The sequence below is a fragment of the Xanthomonas graminis pv. graminis genome, from assembly GCF_030168915.1.
Lineage (GTDB): Bacteria > Pseudomonadota > Gammaproteobacteria > Xanthomonadales > Xanthomonadaceae > Xanthomonas_A > Xanthomonas_A translucens.
Genome location: NZ_CP076255.1, coordinates 192,836 through 212,165, shown reverse-complemented (window position 1 = coordinate 212,165; position 19,330 = coordinate 192,836). Strand labels below are relative to the sequence as shown.

Annotated in this window: 13 protein-coding genes and 1 pseudogene; 9 read left to right on the top strand and 5 right to left on the bottom strand. The window is 62.8% G+C overall.

The window, feature by feature from the left end:
* Positions 1–52: 52 nt before the first annotated feature.
* Positions 53–241: a type II toxin-antitoxin system RelB family antitoxin gene (gene relB, locus KHF85_RS00860; protein WP_284568157.1), complete on the top strand. Its 189-nt coding sequence runs from the start codon at positions 53–55 to the stop codon at positions 239–241.
* A 39-nt stretch (positions 242–280) separates the two neighbouring features.
* Here relB and KHF85_RS00855 read toward each other — a convergent pair whose 3' ends face one another.
* Together KHF85_RS00855 and KHF85_RS00850 are read right to left on the bottom strand one after the other, a co-directional pair.
* A complete protein-coding gene (locus KHF85_RS00855; protein WP_284568156.1) occupies positions 281–1,264 on the bottom strand; it encodes a hypothetical protein in 984 nt (327 codons plus the stop codon).
* Between the two features lie 254 nt (positions 1,265–1,518).
* A complete protein-coding gene (locus tag KHF85_RS00850) occupies positions 1,519–2,454 on the bottom strand; it encodes a hypothetical protein (RefSeq protein ID WP_284568155.1) in 936 nt (311 codons plus the stop codon).
* Positions 2,455–3,119: 665 nt separating this feature from the next.
* On the opposite strand from KHF85_RS00850, the gene KHF85_RS00845 reads away from it, so the two are divergent.
* Positions 3,120–3,878 carry a hypothetical protein gene (locus tag KHF85_RS00845; protein WP_284568154.1) on the top strand — a complete coding sequence of 253 codons (759 nt, stop codon included), beginning with the start codon at positions 3,120–3,122 and terminating at the stop codon, positions 3,876–3,878.
* A gap of 346 nt (positions 3,879–4,224) precedes the next feature.
* Here KHF85_RS00845 and KHF85_RS00840 read toward each other — a convergent pair whose 3' ends face one another.
* Positions 4,225–5,181 carry an IS30 family transposase gene (locus tag KHF85_RS00840; protein ID WP_009597007.1) on the bottom strand — a complete coding sequence of 319 codons (957 nt, stop codon included), beginning with the start codon at positions 5,179–5,181 and terminating at the stop codon, positions 4,225–4,227.
* A gap of 188 nt (positions 5,182–5,369) precedes the next feature.
* On the opposite strand from KHF85_RS00840, the gene KHF85_RS00835 reads away from it, so the two are divergent.
* The 4 genes and pseudogenes from KHF85_RS00835 (at position 5,370) to KHF85_RS00825 (ending at position 9,603) form a co-directional block, all read left to right on the top strand.
* A complete protein-coding gene (locus KHF85_RS00835; RefSeq protein WP_284568153.1) occupies positions 5,370–7,010 on the top strand; it encodes a DDE-type integrase/transposase/recombinase in 1,641 nt (546 codons plus the stop codon).
* Positions 7,010–8,086, top strand: a complete 1,077-nt coding sequence (locus KHF85_RS00830; RefSeq protein WP_284568152.1) for a TniB family NTP-binding protein — start codon at positions 7,010–7,012, stop codon at positions 8,084–8,086. Before KHF85_RS00835 ends, KHF85_RS00830 begins: the two co-directional genes overlap by 1 nt.
* A pseudogene (locus tag KHF85_RS20550) lies at positions 8,086–8,409 on the top strand (TniQ family protein); the annotation flags it as partial. The gene KHF85_RS00830 and the pseudogene KHF85_RS20550, both read left to right, overlap by 1 nt.
* A gap of 165 nt (positions 8,410–8,574) precedes the next feature.
* Positions 8,575–9,603, top strand: a complete 1,029-nt coding sequence (locus KHF85_RS00825) for a hypothetical protein (protein ID WP_284568151.1) — start codon at positions 8,575–8,577, stop codon at positions 9,601–9,603.
* A gap of 465 nt (positions 9,604–10,068) precedes the next feature.
* Here KHF85_RS00825 and avrBs2 read toward each other — a convergent pair whose 3' ends face one another.
* Positions 10,069–12,255: a type III secretion system effector avirulence protein AvrBs2 gene (gene avrBs2, locus KHF85_RS00820; protein WP_409976635.1), complete on the bottom strand. Its 2,187-nt coding sequence runs from the start codon at positions 12,253–12,255 to the stop codon at positions 10,069–10,071.
* 116 nt (positions 12,256–12,371) lie between these two features.
* Between avrBs2 and KHF85_RS00815 the strand changes: the two genes are divergently transcribed.
* Positions 12,372–12,728 carry a hypothetical protein gene (locus KHF85_RS00815; RefSeq protein ID WP_284568149.1) on the top strand — a complete coding sequence of 119 codons (357 nt, stop codon included), beginning with the start codon at positions 12,372–12,374 and terminating at the stop codon, positions 12,726–12,728.
* Between the two features lie 96 nt (positions 12,729–12,824).
* Here KHF85_RS00815 and KHF85_RS00810 read toward each other — a convergent pair whose 3' ends face one another.
* Positions 12,825–14,033, bottom strand: a complete 1,209-nt coding sequence (locus tag KHF85_RS00810; protein WP_284568148.1) for a DNA topoisomerase IB — start codon at positions 14,031–14,033, stop codon at positions 12,825–12,827.
* Between the two features lie 151 nt (positions 14,034–14,184).
* On the opposite strand from KHF85_RS00810, the gene KHF85_RS00805 reads away from it, so the two are divergent.
* A complete protein-coding gene (locus KHF85_RS00805) occupies positions 14,185–14,580 on the top strand; it encodes an I78 family peptidase inhibitor (RefSeq protein ID WP_284568147.1) in 396 nt (131 codons plus the stop codon).
* A 205-nt stretch (positions 14,581–14,785) separates the two neighbouring features.
* Positions 14,786–19,243, top strand: a complete 4,458-nt coding sequence (gene gltB / locus KHF85_RS00800; RefSeq protein WP_284568146.1) for a glutamate synthase large subunit — start codon at positions 14,786–14,788, stop codon at positions 19,241–19,243.
* Positions 19,244–19,330 lie beyond the last annotated feature (87 nt).

Genomic DNA, 19,330 nt, shown 5'->3' with positions numbered 1-19,330 from the left:
CCATCTTGGCGAATCCGGGGCAGCTTTTCCGTCGTTCCATCTTGGAGTAGGCATGGCCAAGCTCGATCCCCGTGTTTCCGAATTTGAGTCCACCGAAGCCGTCGAGGACTACGACCGGTGGTTCCGAGCGAAGATCGAGCGCGCCGTGGCCGACACGCGGCCGACGATTCCGCACGACCAAGTGATGGCGCGCGCACTCGCTGCGATCGAAGCCGCCGCGAATCGACAGAAGCTCGCTTGAGCCTGCTGTAGAAGACGGCCGCATGGGACATCGCGACAGTCACAGGATGTGTTTGCGTCGTGCCTTAATCAACGGCGCACACCACGCGACGGCCAGGCCCACGGCAAGGCCTGTTAGCCCCCACGAAGCGGCGTCCCTCCAGCCTGCAAGGAGATGCTGCGTAACGAAGGACGCCGCCAACAAGCCCACCAGCCCGCCAAGGACGAGCCTCCAGCGCGGCCTATATACGTCCAGAGCCATTATTGACGCGTTTGACCAGCTCTCCGAGCGCGCTTCCAGATCCTCAGCCTTCGCCTTCCACTCGCGCAGTCGTTGCAGGTCGACCGGCTCATGAAAAGCGGTCTTAGCAGCCTCGGCAATGGAATCCAGGACCTGCTCCACGGATGGCCAATCCCGTGGCCAACGACCGGTGTCCACGCCATAGGGATCCAGCATCCTATGAGTCACTTCGGGTAGGGGCAGTGGTTCAAGCCAGCGGTCGTCGAGTACGCACCATGCGTGTTTCCCTTGGACGGTCTGGACGTGGTAGATGCGCAGCCGATCAGGCGTGGGGTAGTCTGCGATCGCGACGGCAGAGGGCATCTGCTTGACTCCTCGATTGCGCAGGAACCGCACACGGTTCTTGCCCTCATAGGCGACGGCCAGGCCGAGCGACGCAACATAGGTGGTGAGAGACGCCTGCTTGTTAGCCCTGTAAGCGCGTTCGGGAGCTGTCAGAAACGCTTGCAGTTCCTCCTCCCCCATCTGTGATCCTGGCGAGTGCGCTCGCCAGGACCATGACTCGCCAATCACCACGCTCACGTCGATCAGCCCGGGCACTTCAGGCGCCTTGTCTCCAACGAAGGGGAGAACCGCAGCTAGGAAGGCGCTGCCAACGGTCGCCGACCCAGCCGCGTTGGGGAGCTGCGGGCACAGCCGCTGCACGATCCAACTTCCGTAATAGCTATGGCATAGATCGTCCAGCGTCTCCTTGATTCGCACCACATCCCGCGCAGCGCGCACGAGGCGATCGTTGGCGGTCACCGGGACTGCCGGCAGGGGATGCTCAAACTCCATGTCGATGCTCGTTTGTGGCCAGTGCTCTTAGGATAGCCAAGCAGGGCCGCCGCCGCTCGGCTGCAACAAAGTTGACATATCCGACACCGTCCAGCGCAAAACATGGCTTTCTAGATGTGATCCAGAAGTCATGTAGGTTGAAGTACGCATGCGATGAGAGAGGCGGGGCCAGACCTGACCCATGATCGGACGATGCTGTGGCGCTGGACTTGATGCGATCCTCAACGAACTTGCACTGATCCTTGATTTTGGCGAGATCTACGAATCGTGTTGCACTTGAGTTGCTCCTTATCAGCAGGCGGCATAGGAACTTCTTTTGACTTCCGCAAGCGATACGCAGGAGGAGCAGCATCGTTGAGGAGACGCTGCCAGATCCATGGGTATCGAGCTTGCAGTGCGATATCGCGCTCTAGGATGGCCTGGACGCTATCGATGACTCCGCCGATAGGAATGCTTCCCGTAACGTGCTTATTAGCAGGACTCCATACAAGCTCACGCATCAGCTCTGCCAAGAACTGCCATCCAGCGAGCAGGTGCGGACTTGTTGATAGTGAACGGACAAACATCTCTTGCGATCGTGCGGCCGCTTGGAAGAACAACTCATCATCACCAAGCATCTGTGCCTTCAGACCCATTGCGACACAAGCCACCAGCTGGTCCAGGGGCGCCAGCGAGTCCAACCATCTTTCGTTAAATACCGCATGCAGCTTCGCAGTGTCCAGAATCGGCGCCACACTAGCTGTCCAAGGCGCGTCGCCGGTGACTTCAGCTGGCCAGAACGAGAGCCTGATGATGCCTGCCAACGAATCCAGCGCGTAGAAGATCGCTAGCTCTCGTTTGGAATTTACGACGTCGCGATCCAGTAAGTAGAAGAGAGGGTGATGCGCCCAATGGAAGACCTGCGCGCCAGCAAACCCTTGATCCACCAACTTCACGTTGAATGTCGGAACTTTGTCAGCGCCCAGGCGCCTCATAAAACGGTCGGGTAGCCGTGTGCCGGCAGGCAGACCAACATCGCAACGTCTAGCAATCTCAAGCGCCTCCCAGGTCCCGGCATGGAATGCCATTTCTGCGTAGATGGCGCGGCAGTTGGCGCGTCGGATCCTCGCGTCGCGCTTGCCGGTCAACAGGTTGGAGTGATTTTTTTCGAGGCTCATAGGACTGTGCTTCAGCTCTCACTTTCTTGCTCGGTGGACTCAGACGCTCGCGCACGAGTCCAACGCGCGCGCTCATCTTGGAGCTAAATTTCCTCCAGATACTGACATTCAGGTCGAGCAGTGACTAGACGTGACTTGGCATCACCAATCCAGGAAGACATCAGACGAGCCCAGGTGCTGGAGCGCTGGCTCATCTCGTCTTACGGACCGTTTGTGTGCGGAAAGACGCTTCGGGACCTGCTTGGCTTCGCTACGGCAGACGCGTTTCGCCAAGCGGTAAGGCGGGGAACGCTGCCAGTGCCGACGTTCTTCGAAGAGGGAAAGCGAGGGAGGTGTGCGCGGAGCAAAGACATCGCGGCTTGGATCGCGGCGGCAGAGGCACGCCTAGAGTCGGAATTTATTGCAGAGCCATCAACCGGAAGCCAAAACAAGCAGGAGGACGTCCCCTAAAGAGACCCATCAACCGCAGCTAACCACTTCCGGACCCCAGAAACGCTTGTGGGCCAGACTGACAGGTCTGGCCCACGGTATTGCGCTAAAAGCTTGGTCGGCTTTGCGCGATTATGGGCAGCTTCTCAGCCGCACGTCAACAGGGTGAGGAGTCACTGTGTCCGGATCCTTTTCAGCCCCCCGTCTCGATCGAAACGGGTACCTGGAGTGATCCCATGCCATCTACGACATCACGTAGCGATGCACCGTTCACCAAGTTCCCTACCCCCCTCTGCCGCTGGCAGTTCAACACCCTGGCCGCAGATCCAGCGCAGATCCGCGTGGCACATCCAGACCCCGAGAAGATCAGGATGCGTCGCTTGGTCTCCAGGGCGGCCAGAAGGCCTGTCTTCAAGCAATTTGCCCTCAAGCCGGGAAGGGTTGTGCAATGCGAATCCCAGGCGGAGCTGGACTTCAGTCTATTTTTGGACGCTACGCCTCAAGTCACTGCCTACGGTGAGCAGCCGTTCTGCATCTACTACCTTGATAGCGGCCAGCTCAGGAAGCACATCCCTGATTTCGCCGCACAGATCGATGGTCAGCGCCACGTTTTCGAGATCAAGAGAGACGATTGGCAAGATCCTGACGTTCTAGAACGCACCGAACTTCTCAAGGAGGCATTGTCGCGTTACAGCATGCACTACCACCTGATCGTTCCGGGCCACCTTCCCGAAACCAACTTGCGGAATGCCATCTTGCTCCTGCAGCGTGCCCGTCTCGCAAATACGCGATTGGGGAGTCAGTGGCTTCAGGAAACCGTCCGGCGTAGCGGCTCGCTGACCTTGGCGCAAGCGGGATGGGAGGACCCCGATAGCCACGGCCAATCGGTAGCGCGTGAGATTGTCGAAGGTCGCCTGTTTGTCGACCGGAGCAAGCCGCTGACCGGCGCAAGTTTGGTTTTCCCCGACCGCGTCGCTGCACAGGAGGGCGTGTAGTGGCCGTTGGTACTATTAAGAAGTCTCAGCAATTCCTAATGGATGGGCGGCCATTTGTCATTAGCCGCCTACTCGAAGGCGATCGTGTCCAATACGAGGATGTGATCAATCAACGTGTTGAAGAGGCGACTCAGTCCAAACTGCTAGGAGCATACGCCCGCGGCCAACTGAGCTTTGTATCGAATGAAGCAGGAAAAGCGGCGGAGGAGACCTCGGGCGGCGCTTCTTATATCAACGCGTGGAACGGTTGCCTGAAGCGCGAGATTTCTGACGAAGAACAGGCCCGCGTCGCTGAAAAGCTCAAGTACATTCGCACGCTGGAAGGAACCGCACTGACCCGGCGGATTCAACTCCGATTCGCAACGCTGTTGAGGACCTCCTCGGAGAAGACTTCGAGGGGCGTTTTGAATCCGAGTATCTTGCGCGGACGATTGTAGAGTCGCTGTTCGATCCATCGCAGGTGCGCATCGGTGATGGTGCTGAAATCGATGTGTCGTGGCAAGTACTGGCGCGTCAATCCGTTGGCATTTTCGTTGCTGCCTCGCTGCCATGCGCAGTACGGATCTGCAAAATAGAAGTCGCTCTGCAAGCAGGCGGCAATGAGCCGATGATCGGCGAATTCCTTGCCGTTGTCGGCGGTGAGGGTGTGCACCGTGTGGCCTAGGCCGCCCAGGCGCTGGACGATGGCGTTGCGCACGTTCTCGGCGGTGCCGTCAGGCGAGTAAGCCAGCAGATGCAGGCGACTGCGGCGTTCGGTCATGCTGACCACCACGGCCTTTCCGTGTGAGGCCCGGAGGGTATCCAGCTCCCAGTCGCCGATGCGGCTTCGCTGCTCCACCACGCTGGGGCGCTGTGTCCAGCTGCGCCGATGTGTCAGCTGTCCGCGGCCATCGCGCACGCCCCGCCGACGGCGCTTGCGGCGGCGCTTGCGTAGATGCGTGAACAACTGGCCACCGCGCTTGTGGTCAGCGTAGATGTGCCGATAGATCCATTCGTGACTGGCCAGGCCGGTGCGACCGGCAATCTGTTCCGGGCTGAAGTCCTCGCTCAGCAGGACCTCGATCTGTGCGATGCGCTCAGCGTCGATGCGTGGACGCCGGCTGGCCTGCGTGCGCCGATGCTCGCTGATGCGCTGTGCGTGATCTGGCAGATAGTGCCGAGCGTGCTGATTGCGGCGCAGTTCGCGGCTGATCGTGCTGGGCGCGCGCTCCAACGCATCGGCGATGGCCCGCATCGACATCCCGGTTTCATATAACGCATGCAAACGGTATCGTTCGGCCTGGTCCAGGCGGCTGGATGACATGGGCAACTCCACTTGGCGGTGAAGTCGCTCAAGTCAGGTCGCCGGGCCACTTCACAACCGTTGGTGTTGCGAATCGGAGTTGAAGCCGCCCCCCAAAATATGTCGTTCCAATCATTGATGAAGCTTGGCGGAAGCAGCGTGATTCCAAACATGGGTCGTGCTTTACCAGCGCACCGTCTTTCAGCTCCGTGGCACGTTGGATCAAGGCATATCGTGAAGGCTCCGGCGACCACCGTAGCTTGGTGGACAAGCACGAACTGAAGGGTAGCCGGAAGCACAAGCTCTGCTATACCGCGCTTGATATGCTGGATACGGCTATCGAAGAAATCTACCTAAGCCCACTGCGTCGAACGATGCAGGACGTTGTTGACCATACCAATACCCTGATTGCCAATGAGAACAGGCGACGCGTTCCTAGTGAGCGGATTGCGGAAGTCGGCATGTGGGCTGTACGCAATCGGATCCAAGACCATTCAGCATATGAAGTTGCAGCTGCACGAAATGGGCAACGCGCAGCGGACGTGATGTTCAGAGGCGTTGGGGCCGGTGCAATCACGACCAGGCCTTTACAACGCGTTGCTGTTGATCACTACAGGATGGACATATTTGTAGTTGATGAAAGGTCTGGTCTACCACTTGGCCGGCCATGGTTGACGCTGCTGTTGGATGAGCACACCCGCATGGTGCTCGGCTATCACATCGGCTTTGAGGAACCTAGCACCGCCAACGTCATGCTGGCCCTGCGCAACGCGATGACGCCCAAAGTCGAGTTCCTGAGCCAGTTCTCCAAGGTCAAAGGTAAATGGGACGCCTGGGGCATCATCGAGGTGCTCGTGGTGGACAACGGAATGGAGTTCCACGGCAAGGCGATTGAGCGCATCACAGAGCAGTTCGGCACGGTCGTGCAGTTCTGCCCTCGGAAAAAGCCTTGGTACAAAGGAAAGATCGAGCGCTTCTTTCGCACAATCTCATCTCGCCTACTGGCGTCCATACCGGGTAAGACTTTTGAGTCGATCAAGGCTCGAGGAGACTACGACCCATCCGGTAGCGCCATCCTCAGCCTCGACACCCTGAAGCATCTCCTCGTGGTGTGGATTGTCGACATCTATCACCAGACCCGTCACCGCACATTGCAGATCTCGCCTCAGCAAGCTTGGCAACAGGCTATCGGGCAAATCCAACGGAAATTGCCAGATTGCTCAACATGGATGGACGCTGCATTCGGAAGACCCGAAAAACGCGTCCTTTCTCATAGCGGTATCGAGGTAAACAGACTCACCTACAATTCTAGGGATCTGCAGAGTATGCGTATGGAGCATGGCCATAAGATCACCGTCGATCTTGTGCTTGACGACAGCGATGTCGGCCACATCTGGGTGGCTGATCCCATCACCAGACAGTTGGTTAAAGTTCCAGCGCTACAGCTTGAGTACGCACAGGGCCTGACGCGCTGGCAGCACAATTTTATCAGCAACGCTCGGAAGGAGTTCGATGAGGGAGGCACCAAGCTCTCACTGGCGGAAGCACGCGCACGACTGATCGACATGATTGAGCAGGACATGCGATTCACGAAGCGCAAGCAGCGGCAGCGGCAGCGGCAGCGGCAGCGTCAAGGTCGCTTCTTAGAAGGCAATAGCAACCAAGCCAACACCAGTGGGGACACACAAGCTATCCCGATGTCTGCACCATTGGCTGAGGACAAGCAGGTCAAGGCCAAGCGCGCCAAGGTTCCTACTGAGCTGCCCGTCCCGCATGTCCCTCTCGATGGCGGCGTCGCCCAACTGGCGGTTCGGCGTGTCCCGGACGAAGTTACACAGGAGGCATGCTGATGAAGCGTAGTGCCTCCAAGCTTCCAAGAGCACTGGTTAAAACAATTCGCGTTGGATTCCATGCCTATGGCAGCGTTCTCGATGCACTGGACGATGCCTACGATGATGTCCCGTATGCGTCGTCTCCCATATGCCTTCACATCGTTGGGCCGCCGCGCGTATCCAAATCGAGCGTGGTTCGGGAGTTTGAGGCTCGATACCCCTTGGAGCGGACCGATGAGGGCCTAGTCAAGCCAGTCCTGTACGTTGGCATTCCCTCCGACGGCACCATCAAAGGCATCTTGCACAGTGCCTTACGAGCACTCGGAGATCCGAACTTCAGCAAAGGCACGCGTGATCAGCAAACACTGCGGCTGAGGCGACTACTTATCGAGGTCGGCTGCAGGATGGTCATCCTCGACGAGCTTCAGCATCTATGTGACAAGGGTCAGAAGCGCCTGCTGGACCGCGCCTCGGATTGGCTCAAGACCTTGGTCGAGGACAAGCAGTTCGCACTGGTCCTGGTCGGACTGCCCGAATCGCAGTCTGTTATCACGGCCAACCCCCAACTTGTCGATCGATTTCGTGCGCCGCTCTGGATCAAACCCTTTGATTGGTCAGACTCAGGTGATCGCTCCGAATTCCGCGGGGTACTCCAAAGCTTTCGCAACGAGCTTGCCCCATATGAGCTTCCAGACCTAGCAGGAAGCGTGGACCTTTCATTTCGCTGCTACCTGGCGTGCGCTGGAAAGATCGGACTACTAACACTCATCCTAGATGAGGCCATGCGAAGCGCGTATCGACGACAGCACCCAGCTGTTGGTCTTGAGGAACTCCAAGCTGCCTACGACTCAGCCATCTACTTCGCAGGCGCCTTTCCTGTTCCCGACGGCCCATTTCTAGGCCGTCTAAGCGCTGGTTCCACCGATGCAACAGAGATCATGGAGCAGGTGATGAATATTTCAAAATTCGCCAGAAATGAGCCTCCGGATGTTGCGCATCTAGGAACCCTAGATGGAGTCAGACATGCTCCTAAAGATAGTCCGGGAAAGAAGTATTCCAGACGGCCTAAAAATGTTCTGGAGAGGATCGTCTAATGCTAATACGCACACCACGGCCCATGGAACGTGAAAGTCTTGCGGGATTTCTTCTTCGCCTCGCTGAGCAAAACGGCTATCACAGTCCATTCTTATTCCTCGGCCACTACAATTGGAAGCCAAGCGGCGTCTACTATTTGACCGCTGAAGCGCTGGGGAGGCGGACAGGTATTTCAGTCGATTTTCTTGAGGGCGTCGTCGCTCAGCACGCGAAGTCGAGTGGATCTCGCTATACACGCTTTGGCCCGTCCTTGATGCTAACTTCTCACTTGGAGCTGAGTGCAGTTCCTGTTTGCTCAGACTGCATCGAACAGGGCCTTCCTCATTTGGCTTTGTTTCATATCATCTGGGTAACAGCATGTCCGCATCATGGGAAGGAGTTGATCACGCTATGTCCTGCGTGCAAGAGACCTCTCGATTCTCGCCGCCCCGCGTTGAACAGGTGCAGGTGTGGCGAAAGCGTCATACGCAAGCTTCCACCCAAGACCTTGGACCCGAACTACCTTGCGTTACTTAGAGTTCTTGACTCAGCCTTCTACGAAGGCTATTCGTCAATCGTTGATGATGACCTCATTCATCTCCGCGGCATCAGCGCACCAAGTCTTTGCGTGCTTTTCGAGGCTTTGGCCAATCTCGTTCTTGAACCAGACCAGCCCGATATTTATCGAAGCCCCTTCGGAGGAGGCGTAACTAGCGCAGCAAAGGCTGTTCCATGGCTACTGACTAATTGGCCGAGGAATCTTCACAGCTATCTCGATGCGAGATATGGGCGCTACTTCTCCGCGCTTGATCCATTAGAGGTCTTCTCCGCCGTTATCGGACGTTGGATACAGCTATTCCGAAAGAAGGCCCCTGATAAGGCTATTGAATTTCAGTTCTTCACCAGTGCACTCATCGACTTCTGCTCTCGGTTCGCAGATCTTCGGCGGCTTCACATGGCGATCGACGACCCTGATCTGAATTCCAATTGGATTCTACTCAGCACTTTTTCTGCTGAAAAAGGCATTGAAGAAGGAGATGCGCTTGCGTTTCTGAAGGAGCGAAACATCCATACGACAAGGTCTCGCACCAAGCGAAGGGGCCTTATGTTTCTGATTTCTGATCTAGGAGCGGATAGTACTGAGCAACAATGTGATTTCAATGTTCGAAGTCGCCTAAAGCTGCAGCCTCGAACTATTGCCGCACTACGCGATGCGGAAGTTCTTACCAGTACCGGTCGAACACCTCGCTCGACCCGGAATTTTTTCACTGAGCAGGACATCAGCCGATGTCTCACTCTCCTGCACCACGCACTGAGATCCTTTAATTCCGGATCAGCTATGACTGATCATCTCAACCTCTCGCAAGCCTGCAAAGGCATCCATCTTGCCAGGATCATTTCTCAGGTTTCATTTATAAAGGAGCAGGCAAAAAAAGATCTTAAAGAGCACATCTCACTAGTCAACAGCAGTGCAAGGGACCAGAGAGAAGCTGGACAGCCAAAAATCAGCTGGCGAACTCTGGTTGGCAGTCAGTAAAGATAAGCACTCGCGCCTTGAGCACGCCCAGATCTTTCTACTTTTGAGAGCCCCCCATCGGGGCTTTTCTTTTCACGCGCATTAGTTTTTGAGCCTGGGGGAAAGTGTCTAGTATTTCACTCTCACCTTCTCCCACATAGCTTCCGCCCTATTCTTACCTTCTGCCCAAGAATCGATCTTTGAGTGGCCTCAATATCGTCCAGCAAACCGTGTCATGACGGGAAAGTCACTCTCATCTTCTGCCGTGCCCTACATGGTTGTTGGCTGGGAGGCCACAGTCTGGCCAAGCCCGCGGCCACCCCGGTGAAGCCCGACAGCGGCCTCTTCATGACGCAAACAGCTGACGCCGACTGGCGCGATCGGCGCAAGCGAACGTGTCGCCTGCGGCAGCCCGCAGATCGCCGCGTTGCAGCCGCCATCGCGCGGTGCAGACGCTCCGCTCGCCTGCACCGCGGCGGCGCCGCGCTACTCTTCCGGCTCGGTCTGCTTGGCCTGCTCGTTGAGATAATGGCTCACCGGCGCGCCACGGTGGCGGTCGGTCAACAGGCCTAGCGCTTCGGCCTGCTTGTCGATGGCCTGCCGTGCCGCCGGCGGCAGCTGCAGGGACGCACCTTGATCCAGCCTCACCCCATCGCGTGCCGCCTGGATATGCGCCGCATCGGGGGGCTGCTTGGCCTCCATGAACTGCTTGCGACGTTCCTGGACGATGTCCGCATCGCGGTCGCGATCGAGCGGAGCGTCCGGCGGCACGTCCAACTCCAGTCCGGTATGCCCGCGCGGCAAGGTGCGGTTCTCGCGCTGCGCCAGCACTTCTTCGTCCGGCTGGTCGGTGAGCACGCTTTCGCCGTGCTCGCGAAACGCGCCGGCGATACCGCGCTGCGGCTCGAAGCCGCTGGTGGGAACCGGATTGATCTCGCCGAAGACGCCCCAGGTGTAGTAGTCGGGTTGGCCGCCAGAACGCGGAATCGAGAAATCCTCGTAGCGGTAGGCGGCGGTGAAGGCCGCCTTCTCGTAGCCTGAGCCTGGCTGCTGCAAGCGTTCCTTGGTCAGTAGCATGGCCTTGCCGGCGTCGCTGCCGGGATTGGCGACCGTCACCTCGGCGACGATCGGATGCATGCTGTTCCAGCTCTGCATCCATTGGGTGCCTGTATCGGCCAGCCCTTTCGCGTCCTCGGCAGCGGGGAAGAACGCGCGCAACTGGGTGTCCTTGAGCGTGTCCTCGCTCAGTATCGGCACCACGTTGATCTGGCTCAGATCGCGCCGCAGCTTGTCGCGGCGCGGCTGGTCTTGCGAATGCAGAGGATTGATCTGCAGCTTCTGGCAAAGATTGGAGAAGAATTCGTCGAAACCGCCCTTGTAGGCGACGGAATACAACTTGACCGCGGTGATCGGGCGCAGTTGCGGGCGCCGGATCAGCATCAGCGCCACGTTCTCGGGGATGTGTTCCTTGCAATCCAGCACCACCGACATGCCGGGCTTGGTGTGCAATACGTTCTCCAACATCGGTTCGATGCCGGCGATGCGTTGGTTGGTACTGACGAAATTGCCGTCCATCGGATTGCGGATGACCAGGTGCTTGCCCTGCAATTCGGCATATTTCACCTGCGTGGCCAGGCGATTGTCGGGGTCGTCCGTGGTGCGCCCGATCACGAAATCGTGCAACAGCACCGGCACGCCTTCGGTGCTCACCTGCACATCCATTTCGACGGTGCGATAGCCCTCGGCATAGGCGTGATCGATCGCGGCGAGGGAGTTCTCCGGGATGCCGGCATGGGGGTCGAACAAGCCGCGATGCACCATCACGTCCTTGCCCAGCGCCTTGGTGCTTTCTGCCTGGACATAGTTCGCATGCACGAACTCGGGCAGCTGCTTGCGCACCACCTCGCGCTTGTCGCCCAGCAGGCGATGGTCGTTGGCCTTGTAGAAGCCGGCGCCACCGTTCTGTGCGGGGATCTCATGGCCTTTGTAGCGCGGGGCCGCTTTCAGGGTTCGACGCGACGTGGCAGGCTGCAACCACGCGGGGGTGTGCAGTCCCTGGCCCGGCAGATCCAGCGCCTTGCCCAGCGCGGCGGTCGCCTCGTCGCTGAGGCGGTCGCCGGGGGCGAAGGCGCGCTGCAGGTCGAACACGATGCGCTGGCCCTGCTTGTCCACCAGCAGCGGCTCGGTCTTGCGGCCCGCGCCCTGGCCGGACAGGCTCTTGGCCATCGCGCGGAAGGCGGGCGGATCCAGATAGACCGGGGTTAGTGCGCCTGCGGCGAACTGCGCCGCGACGCTGTCCGGTTTCAAGGCCACTCCGGATTCGGCGCTCAGTGTGCCCAGCTTGGTCTGCAGCGCTTGCACGGTGACCTGCCGCGCGTCTATTTCGGCCAGGCGGTCCTTGGAGAAATCGCCATCCAGCGCGACCAGCACCGCAGGCGCGCGCTTGTCGGCCGCATTCGGCAGCGGTACCAGTGGCGGGGCTCCGGCATTGGGCAGGCGCGGCCGTGGCCGTCCCGCCAGCCCTGGAGGCGCGGCGGCCGTCGACGTTGACACTGTCGCCGTGTCGACGAAAGGAGCATCGGTGGTTTTCACCGCAGTTGTTGACGCGGCGGCAGGGGGGTACGAAACGCGCATGACGATCTCACAGAACAACGGGCCGCCAATACACCGCATGCAATATGACAATTCACGGAAGAGGCGAAGCCGCGCGTACCATCTGCGAAGCGGGCTTCATGCTGCGGCAACATCCGCCGCGACACGCTTGCCTCATCCTCAACAGGAAACCGTCCATGATTCGCCATCCGCTCGCCCCCACCGTCGCGCTCGCCGCCAGCCTGCTGCTCGGTGCCTGCAGCACTACCCAGGTCGCCCAGGTACAGCCGATCGACGGCGTCATCTCCGGCCAGTGCCACGTCGACAAGGTCCGCGGCGCGGTCGGCCTGGCCGCCGCGCAGACCACCGTGGAACGCGCCCGCGTCGACAGCGACAGCCTGAAGGTGCAGGTGGTGAACAGCAGCGTCGGCCACAGCGGCGCCACCTCCAGCGGCGTGGACAGCGCGTCCCGCGGCGCCGGCGAGAGCGGCGGCGAGCGCCTGACCATCGAGGTCGGTCCGTACAACAACATCACCACGCTGTATTGCGGTTGATGGCGCGCGGCGCCGGCTGAGCGGCGCAGGCCGCATCGGCGCGGCGCAACCGCGGCGGCAGCGTCGCTGCCACACGCGGCGGTGCCGGCGCCTGCCTCAGCTGCGCGCGCGCGCGGCGGGCGCGCGCCTGACGGGCCGACGCGGCGATGCCGACCTGGGTGCTTTGCCCACTGCCGCCGTGGCACCTGCCTGCCTGGAAGTCGTGGCCTTGGCTGTTTTGGCCGTCTTTCGGGTCGCAGCACGCGCCCGCGCCAAATACTTCAGCGTCGCCAGGTCCCACTGCCGCTCGCCGCGCACGGTTTCGCTCAACCCGTGCAGGTGGCCGCAGCGCCAGCCTTCGAACACGCACGGGTCGATATAGGACTTGCGGCATACCGCCGGGGTGTTGCCCAGCGCATCGGCCACCTCGCGGATCACCGCATTCTGCGCCAGCTGCAGCGCGCGCTCGCTGCCGGGTTCGGGCAACGGCAGCTGCGCCAGCCGCTGCAACGCGGCGCGGGTGCCGCCCCAGGTGCGGAAGTCCTTGGCGGTGAAGCTCTCGCCCATCGCCTCGCGCAGGTAGTCGTTGACCTCGCCCGAGTCCACCGGCTGCAGCTGGCCGTCGTCGTCGCGATACTGGAACAGCGCCTGCCCGGGCAATTGCTGGCAGCCGCGGATCAGCTTGACCAGATGCGCGTCGTCGACCTCGATGTCGTGCGCCTGCCCGCCCTTGCCACGGAACTTCAACCGCGCGCGGCCACCCTTGACGAATTCCAGGTGGCGGTTGCGCAGCGTGGTCAGGCCATAGGAGCGGTTGCTGCGCGCGTATTCGGCATTGCCGACGCGCACCAGGGTCTCGGCCATCAACGCCACCACCATCGCCAGCACCTTGTCGCGCGGGTAGCCGGGCAGCGCCAGGTCGCGGCGCAGGCGCCGGCGCAAGCGCGGCAAGGCCTGGCCGAAGGCGATGATCCGCTCGAACTTGCCGTCGCCGCGCAGCTGCGCCCAGTCGGCGTGGTAGCGGTACTGCTTGCGCCGCCGCGCGTCGCGGCCGGTGGCCTGCACATGGCCGTTGGGCTTGGTGCAGATCCATACCTCGGTATAGGCCGGCGGGATCGCCAGCTGACGGATGCGCTGCATGGTCTGCGCATCGCGCACCGCGCGGCCGTCGGGCAGGCGGTAGCCGAAGCCGGTGCCGGCGCGGCGGCGGGCGATGCCGGGCTCTTCGTCGCTGACATAGACCAGGCCGGCGCTGCGGGCGGCCTGCCTGGCCTGCAGCGCGCGGGCCGCCTCGGTGGCGGCGGTGGTGCGGGACGCGTTGGACATCGGGATGCCAGCGGGTAAGGAGCCGGGATTGTCGGCAGCGCAGCGCCTAGGCCGCGTCAACGGCGGCCGGTTAACGTGCGGCGAACGCGACTTGTCCGATTCTTCTGCGCTTATGCTGGACCCATCCCCCCTCCATCCACCAGGAGCCTCGATGAGCACTTTCCTTTCTTCTCGTGCGTCCGCGCGTGCCGGCCTGTTGGGCGCGGCGTGCCTGGCGTTGGCCTTGGCCGCGTGTACCGCGCCGGCGCCGGACGAGCAGGAACAGGTGGCGGCCAAGGCCCAGGCCGCCGCGCAGCGGGCCGCCGCGCCCGATCCGGCAAGCGCGCCGGAGCCCCCGCCGGTGGGCAGTTGCGACGCCTCGCAGGCGCAGGGCCTGGTCGGCCAGGCCGCCGAACAGGCGTTGCTGGACCAGGCGCGCAGCGACACCGGCGCCAAGAGCCTGCGCGTGCTCAAGCCGAACCAGGCGGTGACCATGGAATTTGACGGCGAACGGCTCAACATCGAGGTCGATGCCAAGAACCAGATCACCGGCGTGCGCTGCGGCTGAGGCCCGTCCGGCGGCACGTGCGCACGGCGCACACGGGGGCGGCGACAAGGTGGTTGCCGCCACTACGGTTGCAGCTGAAACTTTGTATTGCGGCACCGCACCAACATGTGCTTTAGTCGATGTTCCGGTGACCTCAAGATGCGCTCCAGGACAGAGCGGGGGCGAGTGTCGCCGCGTTCCTTCGGATCGCTTTTCAGAGGCAGACATGGCCCCCCGCAACCGCCACGGGCTCTACGACCCCCAAGATGAGCGCGATGCCTGTGGTTTCGGCATGGTCGCGCAACTCGATGACCAACCCTCGCGGGCCTTGGTGGATACCGCCATTGCCGCGCTGTCGCGGATGACCCACCGTGGCGGCGTCGCCGCCGACGGCCTGACCGGCGACGGTTGCGGCCTGCTGATCCGCAAACCCGATGCGTTCCTGCGCGCGCTGGCGCGCGACGCCGACATCGCGGTCGGCGCGCGCTTCGCCGCCGGCCAGGTGTTCATGCCGCGCGACGACGCGGATGGCGCCGCACGCTGCCGCCAGGTGCTGGAAGAGGAACTGCACCGCGCCGGCACGCAGCCGCGCGGCTGGCGGGTCACCCCCATCGACGACTCGGTGTGCGGGCAGCTGGCCAGGGACACCTTGCCGCACATCGAGCAAGTGTTCGTCGATGCCGGCGCCGAGCACAGCGAGGACGGCTTCGCCCTGGCCCTGTTCCTGGCGCGCCGCCGCGCCGAGCAGCGCCTGCGCGACATCGCCGACTTCTACGTCACCACGCTCTCGCCCAGCGGCATCAGCTACAAGGGCATGGTGCTGCCGGACAAGCTGAGCACGTTCTACCCGGACCTGCAGCGCAGCGACCTGGCCTCCAGCGCGATCGTGTTCCACCAGCGCTTCTCGACCAACACGCTGCCGCGCTGGCCGCTGGCGCATCCGTTCCGGCTGCTCGCGCACAACGGCGAGATCAACACCATCGAGGGCAACCGGCACTGGGCGCAGGCGCGCAGCAAGGTGTGGAAAACCCCGCGCTTCGACATCGCCGAGTTCGACCCGGTGATCTCGATGCACGGCTCGGACTCGCAGAGCCTGGACAACATGCTCGAGCTGCTGGTCGCCGGCGGCATGGACCTGCTGCACGCGCTGCGCATCCTGGTGCCGCCGGCGACCCAGTCGCTGGAGTTCAAGGACGCCGACCTGGCCGCGTTCTACGAGTTCTACGGGCTCAACACCGAGCCGTGGGACGGCCCGGCCGGCATCGTCGCCTGCGACGGCCGCTACGCGGCGTGCATGCTCGACCGCAACGGCCTGCGCCCGGCGCGCTGGATGCTGACCTCCGACCGCCATTTCCTGGTCGCCTCCGAGGCCGGCGTGTGGGAACTGCCGGCCGAGCGCGTGCCCCGCAAGGGCAAGCTCGGCCCGGGCGAGATGATGGCCATCGACCTCAAGCGCGGCGATCTGCTCGATTCGGACGCGATCGACCGCATCAACCGCGGCCGCGCCCCGTACAAGCAGTGGCTGCAGCAGGGCGTGACCTACCTGCAGACCGAACTGATCGACCCCTCGCTGGTCGAGGAGCCGTTCGACGAAAGCACCCTGCGCAGCTACCACAAGCTGTTCCAGCTCAGCACCGAGGAAGTCGAGCAGGTGCTGCGGCCGCTGGCCGAGACCGAGCAGGAAGCCACCGGCTCGATGGGCGACGACACCCCCATGGCGGTGCTCAGCCGCCACACCCGGCCGCTGTACGACTACTTCCGCCAGGCGTTCGCGCAGGTCACCAACCCGCCGATCGATCCGCTGCGGGAAGACTGCGTGATGTCGCTGACCACCCAGCTCGGCAAGGAGACCAACATCTTCCACGCCGGCCCGGAGACGGTGAACCACGTCATCCTCAACTCGCCGGTGCTCAGCCAGCGCAAGCTGCGCCAGCTGCTGAAGATGGAGCAGTACCAGACCCGCAACGCGCAGATCGATCTGTCCTACAGCGTCGAGGAAGGCCTCAAGGCCGGCCTGGAGCGGATCTGCGCGCAGGCCGAGCAGGCGGTGCGCGACGGCAAGGTCATGCTGCTGCTGACCGACCGCTACCCGGTGCCGGAACGGCCGATGGCGCATGCGCTGCTGGCCACCGGCGCGGTGCACCACCACCTGTCGCGCGCCGGCCTGCGCTGCGACGCCAACCTGATCATCGAGACCGGCACCGCGCGCGACCCGCACCACATGGCCTGCCTGCTCGGGTTCGGCGCCACCGCGGTGTATCCGTACCTGGCCTACCAGACCCTGTTCGACCTGGGCCGGCGCGGCATCCTGCTGCTGAAGACCGGCGGCGAACAGGCGCAGATCGGCCGCAAGTACCGCAAGGGCGTCTACAAGGGCCTGTCCAAGATCATCTCCAAGATGGGCATCTGCACCATCGCCAGCTACCGCGGCGCGCAGCTGTTCGAGATCGTCGGACTGGACCCGGACGTGGTCGAACTGTGCTTCCCGGACACCGCCTCGCGCATCGGCGGGGTGAACCTGGCGCGGCTGGACACCGAGGCGCGGCAGCTGAACGCACGCGCCTGGAACGATCTGCTCAAGCCGGAAGTGGGCGGGCTGCTGAAATACGTGCACGGCGGCGAGTACCACATGTACAACCCGGACGTGGTCATGACCCTGCAGCGCGCCACGCGCAGCGGCGAGCAGGCCGACTGGGCCGCGTACGCCGAGGCGGTGCACGCGCGCCCGCCGTCGGCGCTGCGCGACCTGCTGCAGCTCAAGCGCGCCGAGGTGCCGACCCCGCTGGATGACGTCGCCCCGGCCTCGGACCTGCTGCGCCGCTTCGACACCGCCGCGATCAGCCTGGGCGCGCTGTCGCCCGAGGCGCACGAAGCGCTGGCGATCGCGATGAACCGCCTCGGCGGGCGCAGCAACTCCGGCGAAGGCGGCGAAGACCCGGCCCGCTACGGCACCGAGAAGCGCTCCAAGATCAAGCAGGTGGCCTCCGGCCGCTTCGGCGTCACCCCGGAGTACCTGGTCAATGCCGAGGTGCTGCAGATCAAGGTCGCGCAGGGCGCCAAGCCCGGCGAAGGCGGCCAGCTGCCCGGGCACAAGGTCAACGAACTGATCGCGCGGCTGCGCTACGCCAGGCCGGGCATCGGCCTGATCTCGCCGCCGCCGCACCACGACATCTATTCGATCGAGGACCTGGCGCAGCTGATCTACGACCTCAAGCAGGTCAATCCGACCGCGCTGGTGTCGGTGAAGCTGGTCAGCCATGCCGGCGTGGGCACCATCGCCGCCGGCGTGGTCAAGGCCGGCGCCGACCTGATCACCGTGTCCGGCCACGACGGCGGCACCGGTGCCAGCCCGGTCAGTTCGATCCGCTATGCCGGCGTGCCGTGGGAACTGGGCGTGGCCGAGTCGCATCAGGCGCTGGTCGCCAACAACCTGCGCGACCGCACCATCCTGCAGACCGACGGCGGCCTGAAGACTGGCCTGGACGTGGTCAAGGCGGCGATCCTGGGCGCCGACAGCTTCGGCTTCGGCACCGGCCCGATGATCGTGCTCGGCTGCAAGTACCTGCGCATCTGCCACCTCAACAACTGCGCCACCGGCGTGGCCACGCAGGACGAGCGCCTGCGCGCCAACTACTTCACCGGCCTGCCCGAGCGCGTGGAGAACTTCTTCAAGCTGCTGTCCGAAGAAGTGCGGCAATGGCTGTCGTACCTGGGCGCGCGTTCGCTGGACGAGATCATCGGCCGCACCGAGCTGCTGCAGCAACTGGACGTATCGCCGCGCGAAGGCGTGCGCGTGGACCTGTCGCGGCTGCTCAAGGACGTGCGCTACGACGGCAGCCACTGCGCCGCGCAGCGCCTGTACGAATCGCCGGACAGCCTGGCCACGCAAATGGACGGCCTGCTCGCCGACGCGATCGCCAACAAGACCGGCGGCGACCACCGCTTCCTGATCCACAACACCGACCGCTCGATCGGCGCGCGCCTGTCCGGCGCCATCGCCCGCGTGCATGGCAACCACGGCATGGACGATGCGCCGCTGAGCCTGCGCTTCCGCGGCTCGGCCGGGCAGAGCTTTGGCGCGTTCAATGCCGGTGGCCTGCAGCTGGAGCTGGAAGGCGAGGCCAACGACTACGTCGGCAAGGGCATGGCCGGCGGCCGCCTGGTGGTGCGTCCGCCGCGCGGCGCGCGCTTCGAGGCGCGCAGCACCGCGATCATCGGCAACACCTGCCTGTACGGCGCCACCGGCGGCGAGCTGTACGCCGCCGGCCGCGCCGGCGAGCGCTTCGGCGTGCGCAACTCCGGCGCGCTGGCGGTGATCGAGGGTGCCGGCGACCATTGCTGCGAGTACATGACCGACGGCATCGTGCTGGTGCTGGGCAAGGTCGGGCTGAACTTCGGCGCCGGCTTCACCGGCGGGCTGGCCTACGTGCTCGACGTGGACCGCGATTTCGTCGACCGCTACAACCACGAACTGATCGACATCCATCGCATCTCCGCCGAAGGCTTCGAGAGCCACCGCCAGCACCTGCACAAGCTGATCAGCCGCCACCGCGAACTGACCGGCAGCATCTGGGCGCAGCAGATCCTCGACGAATTCCGCGACTACGTCGGCAAGTTCTGGCTGGTCAAGCCGAAGGCGGCGAGCATCGAGTCGCTGACCGAGTCGTTGCGGCGCGCTGCCTGATGGCTGGATCCCCCTCTCCTGCTTTTGGGAGAGGGGATCGCGCAGGCCCTGCGCGCCCCGTCCCCTCATCCGCCCCTTCGGGGCACC